This window comes from Burkholderia sp. AU4i, from assembly GCF_000466765.1.
In the GTDB taxonomy this organism is placed as follows: domain Bacteria; phylum Pseudomonadota; class Gammaproteobacteria; order Burkholderiales; family Burkholderiaceae; genus Burkholderia; species Burkholderia cepacia.
Map to the genome: position 1 here is coordinate 1 of NZ_ASSI01000069.1, position 18,880 is coordinate 18,880.

Sequence of the window (18,880 nt, forward strand, 5' to 3'; positions counted from 1 at the left end):
GGGCTGCTGCAGGCCGGCGCGAGCGTGAAGGGCGAGTTCGAGAGCCGGCTGCGCGGCGTGATCGACGAGGCGATGTCGTCCGAGCGGCCGGCGATCCTGTTCATCGATGAAGTCCACACGCTCGTCGGCGCGGGCGGGGCGGCCGGCACCGGCGACGCCGCGAACCTGCTGAAACCCGCGCTCGCGCGCGGCCTGCTGCGCACGATCGGCGCGACCACGTGGTCCGAGTACAAGCAGTACATCGAGAAGGACCCGGCGCTGACGCGACGCTTCCAGCTCGTGCACGTGCACGAACCGGAAGAGGCGGCCGCGCTGACGATGCTGCGCGGTCTGGCCGGGAAGCTCGAGGCGCATCACCGCGTGCTCGTGCTCGACGACGCGCTGCAGGCCGCCGTCACGCTGTCGCACCGTTACATTCCCGCGCGCCAGTTGCCGGACAAGGCGATCAGCCTGCTCGACACGGCCTGCGCGCGCGTCGCCGTCAGCCAGCACGCGGTGCCCGCGCCGATCGAGGATGCGCGCCGCCGCATCGACAGCCTGGGCGTCGAACAGGAGCGGATCGGGCGCGAATGCGCGCTCGGCACCGGCGATACCGCGCGGCGCGATGCGATCGATCACGACATTGTCACCGCCCGGACCGAACTCGACCGGCTCGACACGCGCTGGCAGACCGAACGCGACGCATTGACGGCGATCGTCGATGCCCGCGCGCTGCTGCTCGACGACGACCCGTCGCACGTGCTCGACGCCGACGCGCGCGTCGCCGCTCAAACCCGTCTGTCGGCCGCCCAGCAGGCGCTGGCCGAGCTGCAGGGCGATGCGCCGCTCGTGCTGCCCGCCGTCGACACGCACGCCGTGGCCGCAGTCGTCGCCGACTGGACCGGCATTCCGCTCGGCCGGATGGTGCGCGACGAAACGCAGGCCGTGCTGAAGCTCGCCGATACGCTCGGCGAACGCGTCGTCGGCCAGAAGCACGCGGTCGAACTGATCGCCGAGCGCATCCAGACCGCGCGCGCCAGGCTGGACGACCCGAAGAAGCCGCATGGCGTGTTCCTGCTGTGCGGGCCGTCCGGCGTCGGCAAGACCGAAACCGCGCTCGCGCTGGCCGACACGCTGTACGGCGGCGAACACAATGCGATCACCATCAACATGAGCGAATTCCAGGAGGCGCATACCGTGTCGACGCTGAAGGGCGCGCCGCCCGGCTATGTCGGCTACGGGCAGGGTGGCGTGCTCACCGAGGCCGTGCGACGGCGCCCGTACAGCGTCGTGCTGCTCGACGAGATCGAGAAGGCGCATCGCGACGTGCACGAGATTTTCTTCCAGGTGTTCGACAAGGGCTGGATGGAGGACGGCGAAGGGCGCGACATCGATTTCCGGCATACGGTGATCCTGCTGACGTCGAACGTCGGCGCCGAGCGCGTGATGCAGCTGTGCCGCGATCCCGAGCGCCTGCCCGACGTGCAGACGCTCGCCGATGCACTGCGCGCGCCGCTCCTCGACGTGTTTCCCGCCGCACTGCTCGGCCGCTTGACCGTCGTGCCGTACTACCCGCTGACCGACGCGACGCTCGCGCGCATCGTCGCATTGCAATTGCGACGGATCGAGCAGCGGATCGACGCGCACCACGGTATCCGGCTGCGCTGCACCGACGCGGCGACCGCACTGGTCGTCGAGCGGTGCCGGACGATCGAATCCGGCGGCCGGATGGTCGACGCGATCCTCACGCATACCGTGATGCCGCGCATCGGCCGCGCGATCCTGCAGGCCACGCTCGAAGGCCGCACGCTGTCGTCGATCGAACTGAGCGCAGCCGACGGCGAATTCGCATACCGGTTCGACGAGGAGGAGACGACTTGAATCGCGTATTCACACTCGACAGCCCGCACGGCGACGACCTCAAGTTCCATACGCTCGACGGCAGCGACGAACTCGGCCGGCTGTTCGAATTCCGGATCGAGGCGCTCGCCGACAGTCACAGCCTGTCGCTGAAGGACATGCTCGGCAAGCCCGTGACGGTCCGGATCGAACAGCAGGATCTGTCGACGCGCTACCTGAACGGCATCGTGGCGCGCGCATCGCTCGCCGGGCGACGCGCCGAGCGGTACTACGGCTACGAGCTGATCGTGCGCCCGTGGCTGTGGCTCGCGACGCGCCGCTCCGATTGCCGGATCTTCCAGAACAAGACCGTGCCTGAGATCGTGCAGGAGGTTCTGTCGACGTACGGCTTTCCGATCGAGAACCACCTCACGGAAACGTACGTGCCGCGCGAGTACTGCGTGCAATACAACGAGACCGACGCCGCGTTCGTGTCGCGGCTGATGGAGTTCGAGGGCATTTATTACTGGTTCCGGCATGCGGAGGACACGCATACGCTGATGCTCAGCGACGCGATGTCGTCGCACACGGCGCTGCCCGGCTACGAGACGATTCCGTACATCGCGCGTGACCGCACCGCGATCGCTGACGAGGAGCATATCGACGGCTGGCTGCCCGCGCAGGAAGTGAGCGTCGGCAAGCACCAGACCACCGACTACGACTACACGAAGCCGCGCGCCGATCTTTCGTCACAGAAGGTCGATCCGCGTGGTCATGATCACGATAGCTTTGCTTCGTTCGAGTGGCCGGGCGGGTATCGCGACGATGCGCCCGGTGCGCATTACAGCCGCGTGCGGCTCGAGGAGCAGCAGGCTGAGCATGAGCGGGCGAGTGCCGATACCGATGTGCGCGGTGCTGCGCCGGGTTACCTGTTCACGTTGGCGCATTGTCCGCGTGCGGACCAGAACCGCGAATACCTGATCGTGCGGTGCCAGTACCGTTTCCAGGAGAACGCGTATGCGAGCGATCAGGGCGCGGAGGCTGTCGTGCATCAGACGATGATGCTCGTGCAGCCGTCGAGCCTGCCTTACCGGTCGCCGCGCGATACGCCGCGGCCGCGCACCAACGGGCCGCAGACGGCCACCGTGGTCGGGCCGCCGGGGGAGGAAATCTGGACCGATCAATACGGGCGCGTGAAGCTGCAGTTCCGGTGGGATCGGTATGGGCAAAGCAATCAGGATTCGTCGTGCTGGGTGCGGGTGTCGAGTCCTTGGGCGGGCGGTGGATTCGGGGGGGTGCAAATTCCGCGGGTAGGCGACGAGGTCGTCGTGGATTTCCTGAACGGCGATCCCGATGAGCCGATCGTGACCGGGCGGGTTTACAACGGCGAAAAGATGCCGCCGTGGGGGCTGCCGGGGAGCGCGACGCAGAGCGGGTTGCTGTCGCGCTCGTCACCGGGCGGGACGACCGAGCATGCGAATGCGTTCCGGTTCGAGGACAAGAAGGGCGCCGAGCAGCTGTGGATGCATGCGGAACGGAATTTCGATGCGGAGACGGAGCTCGATCATTCGCTTTCCGTCGGGAACAACCATACGCATACGGTCGGAAACGACGAGACGATGCAGGTGAAGAACAACCGGCAACGGAGCGTGGGGCAGAACGAGACGGTGAATATCGGGCAGAACCGGGTCGCGCAGATCGGGGCGAATGAGACGCATGGGGTGACGGGGAACCGCAGCGTGTCGGTCGATGGCAACAGTTCGCATACGGTGACGAAGGGGAATCACAACCTCGCCGTTGTCACCGGTACGCATGACGTCTTCGTCGAGGGGAACAGCACGCATGTTGTCGGTACCGGGTCGTATGCGACGAAGGTCAATACGGGAAGCCACTCCGTCGACGTGGCTCAGGTCGCGTCATTGGCGGCCGGCAAGTATATCGACATGGGGGCCGGAAAAAGCGGCGTGTCGATCAACAAGGATAACGTCGGGGTCCTGATTGGCGGACTCGCGAGCGATGTCGGTGTCGGCATTACCGGTCAGGGCGGCGGTGTCGACATCGCCGGATACGACAAGGGCGTGAGCATCTCCGGCTATGCGAAAGGCGTGACGATTTACGGCGAGAACGATCTCAATCTTTCAGGTAAATCGACCGCCAATCTTCAGGCACCGACGGTGAATATCGACAACGGCAAGAGCAGCTGCAACGTCAACGTCAATGCGACGAAGATCGTCCTGGCGACTGGCGGCGGCTCCATCACGCTCGACGGTTCCGGCGTGACGATCCAGGGAACGATTGCCCACATCAATTGATTTCGACCGGCAGCCTGCCGGTTGCCTGATGGCATACGAAGCATGGGAGACATTCGATGGAAAACGAATCGGATCAATTGACGGTTGATGAAACGCTCGAAGCGGAAACGATCGAAGCGCTGCGCCGGTTGTTCGACAACGATCCGGTGCCGGATCGGACAACGCCTGCCGAGCGCCGCGAATCATCGACGATGATCGGCGAAGTGACTGATACGCACCATCCCGATGCGATGGGCCTCATTCGCGTGAAGTGGGCATTGCGGGACGACACGACATGCGAGCGCTGGCTCGAATGCGTGGACGGCGTGAAGCCTCGCATCGGCGATCGTGTGCTGCTGCAATCGCCGGCGAACTGGCCCGAGTACCTGATCGCCGGGCTGTTGATGCGGAAAGGGCATGGTGATCCGGTACAGCCGGTGGTCGAGCCCGCGATGGCGCTTTCCCTTGAAGCCGGCAAGTGCGTGCAGATCGCGGATGCATCGGGCTGCCCGCTGTTGCAGGTGCGGGCCTCGCCTGACGGGCCTGTCGTCACACTGCTGAACCGAAACGTGAACATCGAAGTCGCCGGCAAGCTGCGGTTGAGTGCGCAGTCGCTCGAACTGGAGGGCGGGCGAGGCGGTGTCGATATCCGGACCGAGGCGGACACCGTGGTGCGCAGCCGGTACGTGCGTCTGAACTGAGAGGCAGCCTGACGCCATGCATCGCGAATTCGCCGCCATCGAATCTTCGATCGAAGCGTTCATCGATCAACCTGACGATCCGACGTTGTTGATCGAAGCGACCGATAACGACATCGTGCCGGTTCTCAAGATGATTCAATCGCTCGACGAACGAGTCGGCGATGCGGTATTCCTGAATTTTCCGTTTCCTTGCGACTCTGCCGAAGCGTATTTGCAGACCTGCATGGAGGCACTTGCACGTCAGATCGACGAAGCGAGCAGCGCGCGCGTCGAGCGTGGCGAAACAGGCTGGCTACCGTTGCCGCTGACCTGCACCGATCCGAGGCGCGCGCCGGCAACACGGCTGCGCGATGCCTTCACGCACGTTCGCACGCTGATGCCGGAAGGTACCAAGGTCGTCTGGGCGTGGTTGCCGTCACCGCTTGGCGATTTCGGCGGATTCGCGAAGTTGGTGCTGCAATGCCTGGCGCTGAACGGCTTTGAGGAATGGATGGAAGGACATCGATTCTGTATCCGAGATGACCGGAAGCATCCGTGCCTGATTCCGCTTGCACGCGACAGAAAGGCCGAGCATGTACTGATTCTTCCGGTCGATTTCTCGTCAGAGAAGGCGACCCGCCATCTGGTCGACATTGCAAACGATGCGGCCCATCCGATCGAGCAGCGCATGGGCGCCTTGATGCAGATTGCCGGGATCGACCTTGCGCATGGCAGGCTGCCCGACGCGCAGCGCAAGTACTACGCGCTCTTTTCGTTTCATGCGGAGCGGAAGGATTCGACCGGTTGCGCAGTCGCGTTGCACGGACTGGGTGACGTGGCGCTGCGTCATGGGTCGCCGCGTGATGCAAAGGACTGGTACCTGCGCGCGCTGCCTGCCGCGCTCGATGGCCGGAATCTGCTGGTCGTACTCAACGCGCTGATGGCGACGGGTGGCTGTTGCAACACACTCGGCGAGCACGCAAAGGCGGCGACCTATTTCGATCTGGCGAGCGGTGCTGCCGGCAGGCTGATGCTCGTGCACACGAAGATCGAGGCGATGGAGAAGGGCGGTGTCGCGTTGCTGGCATGTGGGCAGGCGGCGGAAGCCGCGAAAAGCTGGATCGTCGCGAAGGGCTTGTGCGAGAAGTTCGGCTGCGAACGGCAGCGCATCAACCTCCTCGATCGGCTCGTATCGCTTTATGGAAACGCCGGACTGAAAACCGAGGCGAGGGCGTACGAACTCGAAAAGGATCCGCACTACATGGCCCGGTTGCGAGGCGCCATGACGCCGGGCATGCGCGACACAATGGCGGGAAACGAGAGGGCACGACCGTGAGTGAAACGGCAAGCCGTTTGACGCGTGCGTCCGCGCCCACCGAGAGCCATACCGCGCCGTCTGAATCCAGGACCGACACCGCGTGCGATTCGCTGCTCGGTACGGTCAAGTCGACCTTCGATCCGTTCAAGCAGACGTTCTCGTCGGAAGGCGGCGCAATCCACCATGTCAGCGAGGCGGTGAATGCGCTTGCCTCCGTCCAGAGCATGCCGTCGCAGTTGCTCAATACGGGTATTGCGCAGATCCCGCTGCTCGACAAAATGCCGGGGATGCCGGCTGCGACGATCGGCGTTCCTCATCTCGGCACGCCGCATGCGCATGCCCATCCGCCGAGCAACGGCTTTCCGTTGCCCAGCGTCGGCCTGACGATCGGTAGCGGTTGTTTGAGCGTGTTGATCGGCGGTATTCCGGCCGCCCGCGTGCTGGATATCGGCTATGCGCCGACTTGCGGCGGATTGACGCCTTACTTCGACATTCAGACCGGATCGAGCAATACGTTCATCGGCGGAATGCGTGCCGCGCGCATGGGAATCGACATGACGCGGCACTGCAACCCGATGGGGCATATCGGAAAGTCCGGTGGGAAGGCTGCGAGCGCTGCGGAGAAAAGCGAAGAGGTGACGGGTCGGGCAAACGCGTTGGGGAGAGCAGGGAAGGCGTGGTCGGTTGGTAACGCGGCGCTCGGGCCGGCGTCAGGGGCGGCGACTGCGGCTGATGACGCGTCTCAAGGGGAGATCGGCGCGGCGGCGATGATGGCCGCGCAGACTGCCGCGGATCTCGCGTTCATGATGCTCGGCAACCTGATGGGCAAGGATCCTGGTATCGAACCGAGCATGGGGACATTGCTGCTGGGGAACCCGACAGTGTTGATCGGCGGGTTTCCGCTGCCAGACTCGCAGATGATGTGGCATGGGGCGAAGCATGGGATCGGGAAGAAAATCGAACCGAAATTGCCGAAACGCCTTCAGGAACTGAAGTGTGAGTTCAGGGGCGAGCCGATCAATCCCGTTACAGGGGATGTACGCAACGATTTCACGGATTATAAAACCGACGAAATCGTACCGTTCAAGTGGGGACGACACTACAGTAGCGGGCTGAATCGATATAGCGATAAATTGGGATATGGTTTTCGGCACACGTGGCAGCACGAGTTGCGTCTCTTACGTACACGCGCCGTTTACACCGATCCACGCGGTAGCGAGTATGCGTTTCCAAGAAGGGCCGATGGCGTCTATGAAGGATACTGCGATGGGTACGAGATCGAACAAGTTCAGGATCGGCGATTCATCCTGCGACATGCGGCGGAAGGGGAGATCGAGTTTGAGCGAACCGGCTCGATGGGACAGTCGCTTCGTTGTGTCGCATGTGTCCAAGGCGGGCAGCGCAGTGTCCTGAAATGGAACATCGAAAAAGGCATCGACAATGTCACGCAAATGGATGCCAATGGTCGTACTCGACGCATCGCATCATTCGAATACGATCAACTCGGCCGAATCACCAAGGTCGCCCTGACCGACGTCGGCGGACAGGTCAGCTGTATTGCCCGGTACGAATACGATGCAAAAGGTTGTCTGGTCAAAAGCCACAGTCCACTCGATGCAGTTTCGGTGCTTGAATATGATCATGCAAACCGAATCACTCGGCTCATCGGTCCGGACGGATATGCATTCTTCTATCGCTATGACAGCACGGGGCACTGCATTGCGAGTGCCGGCCAGGATGACATGTGGCGGGTTGAATTCGAGTACCGCCCCGGTCGCACGATCGTCACGGAAGGGGATGGCGGGAAGTGGACGATTCTCTATAACGATGCAGGAACAATCACGCATGTCGTCGATCCGTATGGCTGCGCGACCGAATACGTATTGGGCCCATACGGGTACATCACCGACGAAATTGACTCGGGCGGCCGCACACTACGTTGGCTGTACGATGCACGTGACGGCAATTTCGGCCGCCTCGATCGATTTGGCAATCTGTGGCCAGCAAAGGACCAATTGCCAAAGTTACCGAATCCCCTGGCGCACGAAGTACCGAACTCGATGCGTTGTTTGATATGGGGAAGCGTCAGCGATTCGGACACGGCCGAAACAGTGATGCTCCCATATCAAATCAACGTCTGCGCACAGCGAATCGGCAGCGCACGCATGCGGCACGTTATCGACGAAAGAGAATCTCGCGACGCTGCCGGCCGATTGCTCCGACGCATCGGAAAAGGAGATTATGTCGAGCGCTTTGAATACGACGCGAGCGGAAATCTGCTTCGTCAATTCGATCGAGACGGCGCCGTGACCAGCTTTACCCGTTGCTCGTGGAATCTGCTGGCTAGCGAGCAAAATTCACTCGGCGAAACGATTCGTTATCGATACACATCTCGCCGGGAACTTGCATCGATTACCGACGCGAACAACAACGAGACATCCTACGGTTACGATTTCAAGAACCGAATTACAACTGTCGTTCGACATGGTCGATTGCGGGAGCAGTATGTCTACGACGATGGTGATCGAATGATCGAGAAGTACGACGGCGCAGGCAACTGGCTGCTTAAGCTTGCAATCGGAGAAAACGGCTTGCCTAGCACCAGAACATTGTCGTCCGGCGGCAAACATATCTACGAATACGACCACTTCGGTCACCACACCAAGGCATCGACCGAGGCACACGAGATCACTCGCACGTTTGACGGGCAGGGGAGACGGACTTCGGACAAGCGGGACGGCTTGGGCGTTGAGCACCACTACGACGGCAATCGATTGAGACGAACCATCTACTTCAACAGATTTGAAGTCAGCTACACGTCTGCCGCCAATGGGGAGACGTCGATCGGAACACCGGTTGGCGGCGTTCACAGTCTGCAACGTGGCAGAGACGGTCGGGTTCTAATGCTATTGGGAAATGGCACGCACGCTTGCTACACGTTCGACGATCTTGGGCGCTGCACGGGGCGCATTATGTGGCGCACTGACCATTCCTCAATGATTCACCAAGTCGAATACGAATATAGCGGAACGGGCGAGCTTCAGCGCGTAACGGACAGCGCCAAGGGAGACACCCAATATCAATACGATGGCGCACATCGCTTGATCGGCGAGGTGCAGGACGGTTGGCAAACCCGCCGGTACACCTATGATGCAGCGGGGAACCTTCTGTCGACGCCGACGTGTTCTTGGCTACGCCATACCAGTGGAAATCGTTTGTCGACAACGTCGCGTGGCCAATTCCGATACAACGAGCGCAACCATCTTTGTGAAGCAATCGTGGGCAATGGTCGACGTACCTTGTATCACTATGACAGCATGGACCTGCTGGTCAGGATCGAATGGAGCGATCGAAATGAAGTGTGGACCGCGAAATACGACGGCTTGTGTCGACAGACTCGTGCAGGAACGGGGGATCGTCAGACCGAGTATTACTGGGACGAAGACCGGTTGGCCGCACAACTCGAATCGAACGGAAATTTGCGGATTTTCGTTTATGCCCACACGGAGTCGCTCGTCCCGTTTCTGTTCATTGACTATCCTGATATCGATGCATCTCCAGAGTCGGGGCGCGTGTATTACGTCTTCTGCAACCAGGTAGGCATGCCCGAGCGCATCGAAGATGCCAGCGGGGCACCGGCATGGCTCGCTAAGGACATCGATCCATACGGAACCATCCATGTCGCGGAGGAGAATTCGGTCGATTACGATTTGCGTTGGCCAGGTCATTTGTTGGACCGTGACAGCGGATTGCACTACAACCGGTTTCGATCGTACAGCCCATCGCTGGGACGGTATTTGCAGTCCGATCCGATCGGATTGGCAGGCGGGATCAACCTCTATGCGTACCCCTCCAATCCTGTCGGTACGGTAGATGTGCTTGGCCTGACAGCGTTGCACGATGCAAATGAGGAAAGCGCCCACCATGCTCCAGACGAAACGACGGCAGCCGGCCCGATGCGGGAACAGAGCAAACGCGAACAGGCTCGCCTTGCCAAGGAAGCAGAGTACGAAGCAGCAATTTCGAAGCTGAAGCAGAGGCTGGATGCACTCAACGCAAAACGAGGAAAGTTGCTGGAGAAGAACGACTGGCTTGAATCAGGTAACGATATAAATTTAAACCGTCAGATCAAGCTGATAACTGACGAGCGTGACAACGTCAAGGAAAGCATCGACAAATTCCCCCGCTTGAGATCAAGGGAAACCGAGTTCCGTGGCGACTATTCGCAGGAAACACATCTCGAAATGATCAAGCGATATACGGTCGAAGGCAAGAAGTGGGCACGAGAGGGCGATATCAGCGGCTTGCCGGTCGACCCGAATAAAAACCCGGCCGGCTTGGTTGCCCAGCGGGACCAGTTAAATTGGGTGGATGGCAATGGCACGAGAATTCCGTACTACAAAAAGGAGCCCGATGGATCGTACGCACTCGATGCCAATGGCAACAAGATCACCAACTTGACGTACGATCACCACGTCTCAGCCGCGCAAATGTATAACAAGGGCGCAACCATCGAGCGACGAAGTCCATTTCCGGACGGCCCCGTTACTGAGACCAAGCGTTACCCGCCCGGTTGCAACACAGATCGAGCCACTCGAGATGCTTTCCATGACGATCCAGACAACCTTGTCGCAATGGGTCGTAGTGCCAACTCCGCGAAAGGAAGCGCGTACGATTACGATGTTCCAACCGGAGACAAATACAAGCCATGACACAGGAATTCGAACGCCGCTTCCTGAGCGCCCTGGAGCCGGCTCCCGAGCAGAAAGGGGATGGCATCTTTTGCTGGAAGGCATTCGATCGTGATACGTTCGAATATTATCTCCGCTTCATCGGCGATCGAGGTTGCAAGATTCACTACACCACATCGCGCAGGTCCGATCCACGTGAAATTCCGTCTTTCCTCAGTGAATTCACCAGCTCGCAACTCGATGCCGTGAATGACGCAAACCCGATTGGACTGTTTCCGAATATCGCCTTACGCGACACGACTTTCGATCTCGGGGTACTTGTCCATTCGTCGCTGATCAACGGATCGCTCACCGAAAAAACTGATGCGCTCGGCGAACATATGTATACCGTCTTTCCAGCATACCGATGCGAGTTTCCACTCGTCGAGCCGTCATACCAGGCCGATTTACGACTTCAAAGAGTCATCGAATGGGCAGACTGGAGTCGAGCGCCTGCGCCTGCACTGCGTGCCAGATTTTCGCTCACCAGTGGTATTCGGAGCGCCGACGGTGGCGAAATGCATCTGCTCAGGCTCGACGAGTTGACACCAGTGATGGGGGATGCTGTCGATGTCGGAGGAACTATTGACGTTGAGAATTTCGAGGGCAAACGTGCGCGCCTGAAATACACAGGCGACGAATGTGAAATCGAACTAGAGAACTTTCGCCGGACGATAGCAGGCAGTGAATCACCTTGCTGGTTACAGGCATTCCTGGTCAAGGGTGTGATTGCAGTCGACATGTGACGAGTGCCTGGTAGACCCATCAAGGTTGCCGGATCTTCTGTCAGATCTTATATTTTACATAACGTGAATTATCAGCATGACCGATTGTAGTAGCTTTTTAGATGGAATGGTCGCCTCCCGCCTCAACGGGCCGTCCGGCGCCGCAATCTCGCGTCCAGAGCATGCGACATTGCTGTTTCGGCAGCCCAGCCGCCAAGGAGAACCAAATGGAACCCACAACCATTGCCATCGATCTGGCCAAGCGCGTTTTCCAGATTCATTATGTCGAGCCTGAAACCGGCGCGATTCACAGCAAGGTACTCAAACGTGCCCAGCTCGCGCCGTTCTTCGCCAACCGGCCGGCGAGTCGCGTCGTTATGGAGGCTTGTGGCAGCGCTCATCATTGGGCCCGGGTCCTGGCACGGCTTGGCCACGACGTGCGGCTCATCGCAGCTCAGTTCGTGCGGCCGTTTGTGAAGTCTAACAAGAATGATGCGTCTGACGCCGCGGCGATCTGGGAAGCTGCCCAGCGTCCCGGCATGCGGTTCGTGGCCGTTAAGACCGAAGACCAGCAGGCCATGCTGGCGATGCACCGGATACGCCAGCAACTGGTCCGGATTCGCGTCATGCAGGTCAACCAACTTCGCGGATTGCTCTACGAGTTCGGCGTCGTGTTGCCTCAAGGCCGTCGTGCATCGATCGAAGCCGCCAAAGCCGCGCTGGCGTCACTGGCCGACGAGTTGCCGGCCATGCTGCTAGACAGCCTGCAGGATCAGCTTTCGCGACTCCGTGCGCTCGATGAGCAGATTGCTCGGATCGAGCAACGCATTCTCAGTTGGCGGCGCAACGACGATGCATGCCTGCGCATCTCGGAGATTCCGGGCGTGGGCGTACTCACGGCAACTGCCGCGGTTTCGGTCATTGGACAGGCAAGAACGTTTCGCTCGGGGCGGGAGTTTGCCGCCTATCTCGGTCTCGTGCCGCGGCAGAACGGTTCGGGAGGCAAGATCAAGCTCGGTGGGATCAGCAAACGCGGTGACGTTTATCTGCGGACGCTGCTGATCCACGGCGCGCGATCGGTCATCTCGAGCTCAAAGCACTTGCCGGAGCGTTTGCATCAGATGCTGTCCCGACGACCAACGAACGTCGTTGCTGTTGCACTCGCAAACAAGATGGCGCGAACAATCTGGGCGCTGCTGGCGCATGGCCGAACGTATGAGGCAGCACCGTCGCAGTAGTCAAGCTTCAATCCCTTTATCCCATCCACGGTTGCACAGGTGATGCTGAAAGATGGCAAGACAGGTTGGACCGCGCAAGGGCAAGCCTGAGACATTTCTCGGACCTAGAGTCCGCTATTTAGATTAGGAACCTTGCGGCGAAATCCATCGGGGCCGGCAGACACGTCCTGCGATCGAGTCCGGATATAAGTCCGCAACCACCCTCCTCGCCACGATCAAAATTGCCTTGCAAATGGGAGGCGACCATATAAGAAATGTCGTGTTTGGACCTCGGTAAGCTTACCGGCTCTTTGCGGGACCACGGAGCCGGCCATGTATCCAGGTGCACTGGTGACACTGAACATGCGAGAACTCGACCGTCTGAAGGTAATCCAGGCCGTGGTGGACATGGGACTCAAGCCCGGACGCGCGGCCGAGCGACTCGGGCTAACAACGCGGCAGATTCGGCGACTGGTCGGCCGACTGCGTGAGCACGGGCCGCAAGGCCTCGTGTCTCAACGGCGCGCGAAGCCCAGCAACAATCGATTGGACAGCATGACGGCCGACCGGGCGCCGTCGATCATCCGCGCTCGCTACGCCGATTTAGCCCGCCGCATCAAACCAGATACGCGGCCACTTCCTCCGGCGTCAGGAACCGCACCAGCGTCACGGACGGGTTCTGCGCCGGATGACAGGCGCCATTGAAGCCGTTCCAGCTCCTCTTGATACCCTCTTCCGTCTCCAGCGCGATCAGCACGCATTTACCGTGCTTGCGGTGGCTGCGCAACGGCGCTTCGCCCCATGCGAGCGCCAGATTGTCGACCAGCACGCCGTTCGCGTACGCATGCGCCTGCAGCCAGTGAAACTCCGACGAATCCTGATCTTCGTCGCCGCTCCTCGGCGCGATCGACTTGCCGACGCGCAGCGTCCGCGCATGTTCGCCGATCAGGCGCTGAAGCAGCGTGAACGCATGGAACGTGTTGTTGACCGCATGCGCACTGGCGACGAAGCCCGTGCCGGAAGCCGGCAGCACGACGACGCACTCCGGTTCGTAGCTCAACGCCGACGCTGCACACAGAAAGTGCAACTGATCGAACGGCAAACTGTCGTTGTCGGTGATCCGCTCCAGCAACGCCTGCAGCGCGGTGTCGGCCACGAGATCGCCGTGATTGTCGCGATCGCGCATCAGCATCGCCATCAGCGGCAGGACGAGCGTATCGACCGCGTCCCGCAACGCATCGATTTCCCGGCCCTGTCGCCCGTCGAGCGCATCGAGCCGTTGCCGGGCGGCATGCCAGTTGAGCCGTTCGTCGTCGGTGGCGCCGTCGTCGTCATCCTCGACTGCCCTTGCGCAAAACGGCGCGAGTTCAGGCAGCCACGCCCCAAGCCTTGCCAGCGCGGCCGGAAACAGGATGCGCGGATCGGCCCCACCCTCGACGATCGCGCCACCGAGCAACGCCAGCAACGCCGCGCGATTCGGATGCAGCGCCGGCAGTTCGGCCGCACACGCGTGCAGGATCGCGTCGGCGCGGCGACGATCCTGCGCCTGCGCACGCAGTTCGTCGACTTCGGCCAGTGCGAAGAAGTCGTCCAGCGTGAAGAGATCGGTTTCGTCGAGGACGGGCCGGTGCAGGACGGCAAGGAGTTCAGGTGTCAGCTGCGTCATGGTTGGCATGGCATGAACGGGCGAATGGGCGACAGGCGTGACCGAGGCGGTCGGCGTGTCGGTTTGCAGACGTGCGGTTCAGACGGTCATTCAAATTGGAAGCCTTTGTTCGGCGCGTGCTCCTCGTCGATATACGTGCCCTGAAAATCCACGTCGTTGCCGTGGCCGAGCACGGTCCCGCATTGACCGCGCTGTTCGACTTCCATCTGCGCACCGTGAATGGCGAAATCGAGCTGGCAGCCGTCGGCGCCCACGTGGAATGCCTTGCCGTCGGCCCGCACGACGGCGTCTGCCTTGTATTCCCGTCCACTGTTTTCACCGTTCCACGACGACGCGTCGAACGTCAGCCGTGCCGCATCGGCATACGGGTTGAGGTGAATCATGATGATTCCGCCGCGATTGCGCGGCAACGGCCTGGACGAAATCTCCAGGAGCGTCCACGTTTGCGACCAGTGGAAGTCGTTGATGTCGAGCACGATTTCGGGGTTGGGCTGGGAAAGCTGCTGCAGCCGCCGGAGATAGCTGGTACGCAGGCAGTCGACGTCTCGTCCGCAGGCATCCCGTTGGCTTCGCCAGCCGCGCTGATCGCGCTTCAGTCCATTGAGGCCGGAGTCGCCGTGCGACCGGTCAACGCGTTGCGGCGCAAGCGACCACGCGATCGCGAGCTGATCGTCGAGTTTCGACAACTCGGGGACGGCGCATATCGTTTGCTCCGCCGGTTGTCTGGCCAGATGGCAATTGAAGGACGCGGCGTATACGGTGCCGGCGAACCAGAAGGACGCCGGCAGCAGTGCGATGCGGGCCAGCGTCCGGAGGGCAATCGTTGTCTTCATGTCGAATGGGATGAAGGTGAATGGTCATGCAATGGTCACGTGTTACTCCCGCATCCCCTCCAGATCGCGGATCAACTCGCTCGCCGAGATATCGTCGAGCGTCGACAGCGCATCGGGTTCGCGAATGCTGCCCCAGTTCGACGGCGAACCGGCCTGCAACGCGCCAAGTTGCTGATCCGGATTCATGTCGACCGCCCCGACGAAGATCCCCGGGTCCAGCGACAGTTCGATCACCTTGCCCGCGCCGAGCGGCTTCGTGAAATACCAGATGCAGCCGGCATCCTCGACCTGGCCGCGCCGCCAGCCCTTGTTGACGAGCCCGAGCACGCGGCCGGTCGGCACCTTGACGCCCTTCCAGCGTTCAAGCTGCCGCCCGTTGCGCTCGTCGTCGGTCAGCCGGTACACGTCGCGACCGAGCTGCGCGAACGGCTGCAGCAGCTCGTAGTCGGCGAACACCTGCCCGAATGCGGCGGCATCGGCCGGCGCGATCTCCAGCGCATGCGGCACCCCGATGCGGATCGTCGCGCCCTCCGGCAACGTAAATGCATCGTCGTCGGCAGTCGCCGCCGTGCCGTCTTCCGCCACCCGGAAGCAGGCCTGCAGCGTGCCGCCGAAGTTGCCGCCGTCGTCGACTTCGTACACACCCCAGACAAGGCGCTGGACAAGGTGGCGCACGAGCGGATGCTCGGCGAGAAACGTGCGAAACACCTCGGGTGTCCAGCGGCGGCGCCCGCACATCGCCACCTCGAGCCGCGCGACCTGCTGGCTCGCGATGGTGCGCGCATCCTTCTTCAGCACCTTGAAGCGCTCGACCGCCTCCTTGCCCTTCACGGGATCGTCGGTCTTCTTCGGCTTCGGCAGGTCCGCGAGCCGCGCGCCGGCCACGCCGTCGGCGCCGGTCTCGCGCACATACGGCTTGAGCGTCTCGTCGAAGCCGACCCGGAATGCACGCGGACCGAAGTCGAGCAGCATCGTCCCCTGTTCGTCGAGCCCGAGATCCGGCGCGAGACGGTCCTCCAGCTCCTCGGACGACAGCCCGCGCGCTTCCGCGATCGCATCGATCTTCTCTCGCGCGCGGTCCTGCAGCGCGCGGAACTTGACCTTCTGCGCGATGCCGTTCAGCAGCATCAGCGCGACGTCGCTGCCGATCGAGGCCAGCACGTCGAGGCCGGTCGCCGCGCGTGCATGCGCCGATTCGCCGGGCCACGTGCGGATCAGCGGCGTCAGCTTGCGTGCGGTGTCGTCGTTGCCGAACAGGCCCAACGCGGTGAGCGCCCACCCCTCCTTGCCCGGCGCGCCGGCATCGAGCCATGCGTTGAAGCAGTCCCACGCGAAATCGGCCAGCGACTCCGCCGTGCACGCGTCCTTCACGACATCGATGCCGACGTAGACGCCTTCACCGGTCGGGAACGTCAGCATCTGGCCGAGATGGTCGAGCGCGTCGTCCGGCAGCGCCTTGCCATTTTTCAGCACCGGCCGGCGCCAGCCGCGCGGCTGCCAGAATTCGGGCAGCTTGCTGCGCTTGGTCGGAAAACGGTCGAGCGGGCTCTCATCGAGCACGGCGCGCACCGCTTGCGGCACCGCGTCGTCGGCATAGCGCGAGGCGACGTCGATCAGCAGCGCCTCGTGGCCGTTCGCCTGCAGCAAACGCAGCGCCGCGCCGGCGCAGTCGCGCGCTTCGCCCGGCTTGCCGAGCGACGGTGCGATCAGGCCGCAGGCCGCATGCTCCGGAAACTTCAGCAGCCACGCACGGCCGTCGTCGCGCAAGGTCTTCAGCTTCGCGAACGCGCGGGCCGCGATCGGCGCGCATTCGACGGCGCCGTAATTCAGCGCGTAGCCGAAATTCTCGGTCGGCTTGTTGCGCACGGTCGCGATGAGGCCGGGCAACGCGGGCAGGCCGAAGGTCGCCATCAGCAGGGTCACGCCCGCCGTGCTGTGTTCGCCTGCCACCGCGTTCCAGATGTCGACGGCCACCGCGGCCGGCAACAGCGTCAGGTATTCGGCGCGCAGCCAGTACCAGAAGTAACGCTCGCGCTTGCGCGCGTCGATCATCGCGCGCCACGCGGCGACGAACGCCGGCGCGTCACCGTGCCGGATCGCCTTCGCCGCCGCCTCGCCGAGCGGCCCGTAGTATTTTTTGCTCGCGTCGAAACCGAGGCCGTCGATCAGCGTCATCGTGTCCTTCGACGCCGCGGCGAGCCGCTTCACTTCCCACTGGTCTGGCGTTTTCGCCTGCTTGCGCTTCGCTTCGTCCCAGCATTCGACCGCTGCCAGTTCGAGCGGCTCCAGCGTGAGCGCAGCCGCCCGCTTCTGCCGCGCGGCAAGCCAGGGGGGCGCGGCCAGCACACCCGGCAATTCCTCGGCCGATGCGACCTCGGCCGGGCCGGCCAGCAGCGCGAGGAGCTTGTCGATCACGGCCTGGGCCGGTGCGTCGAGCCACGGCCGCAGCCCGTCGACGTGCGCCGTATGCGCGCGCAACAGGCGCGTGAGGCTCGGCGTCAGCAGCCCGGCATCCTTGCCGCCCGCGGCCACGAGCCGCGACAGCGCGACCATGCCGGCCAGCGGCCAGCGATCGAGCGACAGCGACAGGCGCGCGAGCGCGCCCTTCGAACCGCTGGCGACCTTCGCCAGCGCAGCCACCGCGTCGGGCGTGCCGATCGCGGCGAGCGCGTCGCCCGCCTCGTCGGCGGCAGCGCCGCGTTCGAGCACGTCGAACGCGGCGCTGCCGCGCTCGCGCAGCACGGTCGCGACCATCCGCGACATTCCCCAGAACTCGCGGCCATAGCTGTTCGGCCGGATTCTCCCGGCCACCGCGATCGCATCGGGATCGGTCGCGGTCAGCAGCATCCAGTGCAGTGTCTCGGGCACGTCGGGTTCAGCGCTCAGCCTGCGCACCAGCGCATTCGACAGCTGCGGCACATCGGGCAACAACAGTGCGGGTATCGGCTGGCGGGTCGGGTGCAGCGCCGGCAACGCGGCCTCGATCCTGTCGACGCAGGCCTGCCAGTCCGCCTCGCTCGCCGCGGCAAGATGCTCGCGCAGCGCCGCCTCGCCGCCGACGATCGGCCCGCGCCAGCTCCCGCGCACCGGGCCTTCGACATGCGTCGAGAAACGATGGAGGCGGCGCTGCGCCTGACGGTCGTAATCGGCGTGCACGTGGATTTTCAACGCGTCGAGCAGCATGTCGATCGCGCCCGTCAATCCGTATTGCGCAACCAGGTAGTCGGCAACCGGGCGGCCGATCGTGGTTTCGCCGTGATAGTCGCCCACGGTCATCGCCAGTGCGAACAGCACGGCGTCGGCTTGCGCGTCCGCCACCGGCCCGGCGATCGGCGTACGCGCGGCCAGCCGGTCGAGCATCCGCTGGGCGGCCGGGCGCAGCGTCGCGTCGGTCGCGCCGATGTCGATCGAGTACCCGTCCTTGCCTTCGATCTTCAGCCACGCAGCGCGCACGTCGAGCACGGTCACCGGGACGGGAAAACGGCGGGACGCATAGGCTTCGCGCAGGATCTGCGGCGACAGCCGCACGGGATCGCCGTGCATCAGCCACGGCGGAGCGCCGCTGTCGGCGACGGCGGGTGCGGCAGGCGCCGGCGCGGCGG

General features: G+C 62.7%; 10 protein-coding genes and 1 pseudogene. 8 read left to right on the forward strand and 3 right to left on the reverse strand.

Going from position 1 to position 18,880, the window contains the following annotated elements:
- From tssH to L810_RS45255, 8 genes and pseudogenes are all read left to right on the forward strand, one after another.
- A partial coding sequence (gene tssH, locus L810_RS16460; RefSeq protein WP_042974987.1) for a type VI secretion system ATPase TssH occupies positions 1 to 1,860 on the forward strand: 1,860 nt, incomplete at its 5' end.
- Positions 1,857 to 4,130, forward strand: coding sequence for a type VI secretion system Vgr family protein (tssI, locus tag L810_RS16465; RefSeq protein ID WP_021159406.1), 2,274 nt, complete (start codon positions 1,857 to 1,859; stop codon positions 4,128 to 4,130). The genes tssH and tssI, both read left to right, overlap by 4 nt.
- 56 nt (positions 4,131 to 4,186) lie before the next feature.
- On the forward strand, positions 4,187 to 4,810 hold the full coding sequence (locus L810_RS16470; protein WP_021159407.1) for a hypothetical protein: 624 nt from the start codon (positions 4,187 to 4,189) through the stop codon (positions 4,808 to 4,810).
- 16 nt (positions 4,811 to 4,826) lie between these two features.
- Positions 4,827 to 6,125 (forward strand): hypothetical protein, encoded by a 1,299-nt coding sequence (locus tag L810_RS48120; protein WP_021159408.1) that lies wholly within the window; start codon positions 4,827 to 4,829, stop codon positions 6,123 to 6,125.
- On the forward strand, positions 6,122 to 10,819 hold the full coding sequence (locus tag L810_RS16480; protein WP_021159409.1) for an RHS repeat-associated core domain-containing protein: 4,698 nt from the start codon (positions 6,122 to 6,124) through the stop codon (positions 10,817 to 10,819). The genes L810_RS48120 and L810_RS16480 overlap by 4 nt, the downstream gene beginning before the upstream one ends.
- The gene (locus L810_RS16485; RefSeq protein ID WP_042974989.1) at positions 10,816 to 11,583 is read left to right on the forward strand and encodes a hypothetical protein; all 768 of its coding nucleotides are present in this window, start codon (positions 10,816 to 10,818) and stop codon (positions 11,581 to 11,583) included. The genes L810_RS16480 and L810_RS16485 overlap by 4 nt, the downstream gene beginning before the upstream one ends.
- A gap of 206 nt (positions 11,584 to 11,789) precedes the next feature.
- Entirely contained in the window at positions 11,790 to 12,800 is a 1,011-nt protein-coding gene (locus L810_RS16490; protein WP_021159410.1) for an IS110 family transposase, read from the forward strand.
- Positions 12,801 to 13,112: 312 nt separating this feature from the next.
- Positions 13,113 to 13,382, forward strand: a pseudogene (locus L810_RS45255) (helix-turn-helix domain-containing protein); the annotation flags it as partial.
- A gap of 13 nt (positions 13,383 to 13,395) precedes the next feature.
- Here L810_RS45255 and L810_RS16495 read toward each other — a convergent pair.
- The 3 genes from L810_RS16495 to L810_RS16505 all read right to left on the reverse strand — a co-directional run.
- The gene (locus tag L810_RS16495) at positions 13,396 to 14,454 is read right to left on the reverse strand and encodes a hypothetical protein (RefSeq protein WP_042974990.1); all 1,059 of its coding nucleotides are present in this window, start codon (positions 14,452 to 14,454) and stop codon (positions 13,396 to 13,398) included.
- A 77-nt stretch (positions 14,455 to 14,531) separates the two neighbouring features.
- Positions 14,532 to 15,278 carry a lysozyme inhibitor LprI family protein gene (locus L810_RS49085; RefSeq protein ID WP_021159412.1) on the reverse strand — a complete coding sequence of 249 codons (747 nt, stop codon included), beginning with the start codon at positions 15,276 to 15,278 and terminating at the stop codon, positions 14,532 to 14,534.
- A 42-nt stretch (positions 15,279 to 15,320) separates the two neighbouring features.
- Positions 15,321 to 18,880 (reverse strand): DUF4132 domain-containing protein (locus L810_RS16505; protein WP_051392274.1); only part of this gene is annotated, 3,560 nt, incomplete at its 5' end.

Excerpts from the sequence above, each read along its gene's own strand:
- L810_RS16470 (WP_021159407.1), top strand. The coding sequence starts at position 4,187 with ATGGAAAACGAATCGGATCAATTGACGGTTGATGAAACGCTCGAAGCG.
- L810_RS48120 (WP_021159408.1), top strand. The coding sequence starts at position 4,827 with ATGCATCGCGAATTCGCCGCCATCGAATCTTCGATCGAAGCGTTCATC.
- L810_RS16485 (WP_042974989.1), top strand. The coding sequence starts at position 10,816 with ATGACACAGGAATTCGAACGCCGCTTCCTGAGCGCCCTGGAGCCGGCT.
- L810_RS16490 (WP_021159410.1), top strand. The coding sequence starts at position 11,790 with ATGGAACCCACAACCATTGCCATCGATCTGGCCAAGCGCGTTTTCCAG.
- L810_RS16495 (WP_042974990.1), bottom strand. The coding sequence starts at position 14,454 with ATGCCAACCATGACGCAGCTGACACCTGAACTCCTTGCCGTCCTGCAC.
- L810_RS49085 (WP_021159412.1), bottom strand. The coding sequence starts at position 15,278 with ATGAAGACAACGATTGCCCTCCGGACGCTGGCCCGCATCGCACTGCTG.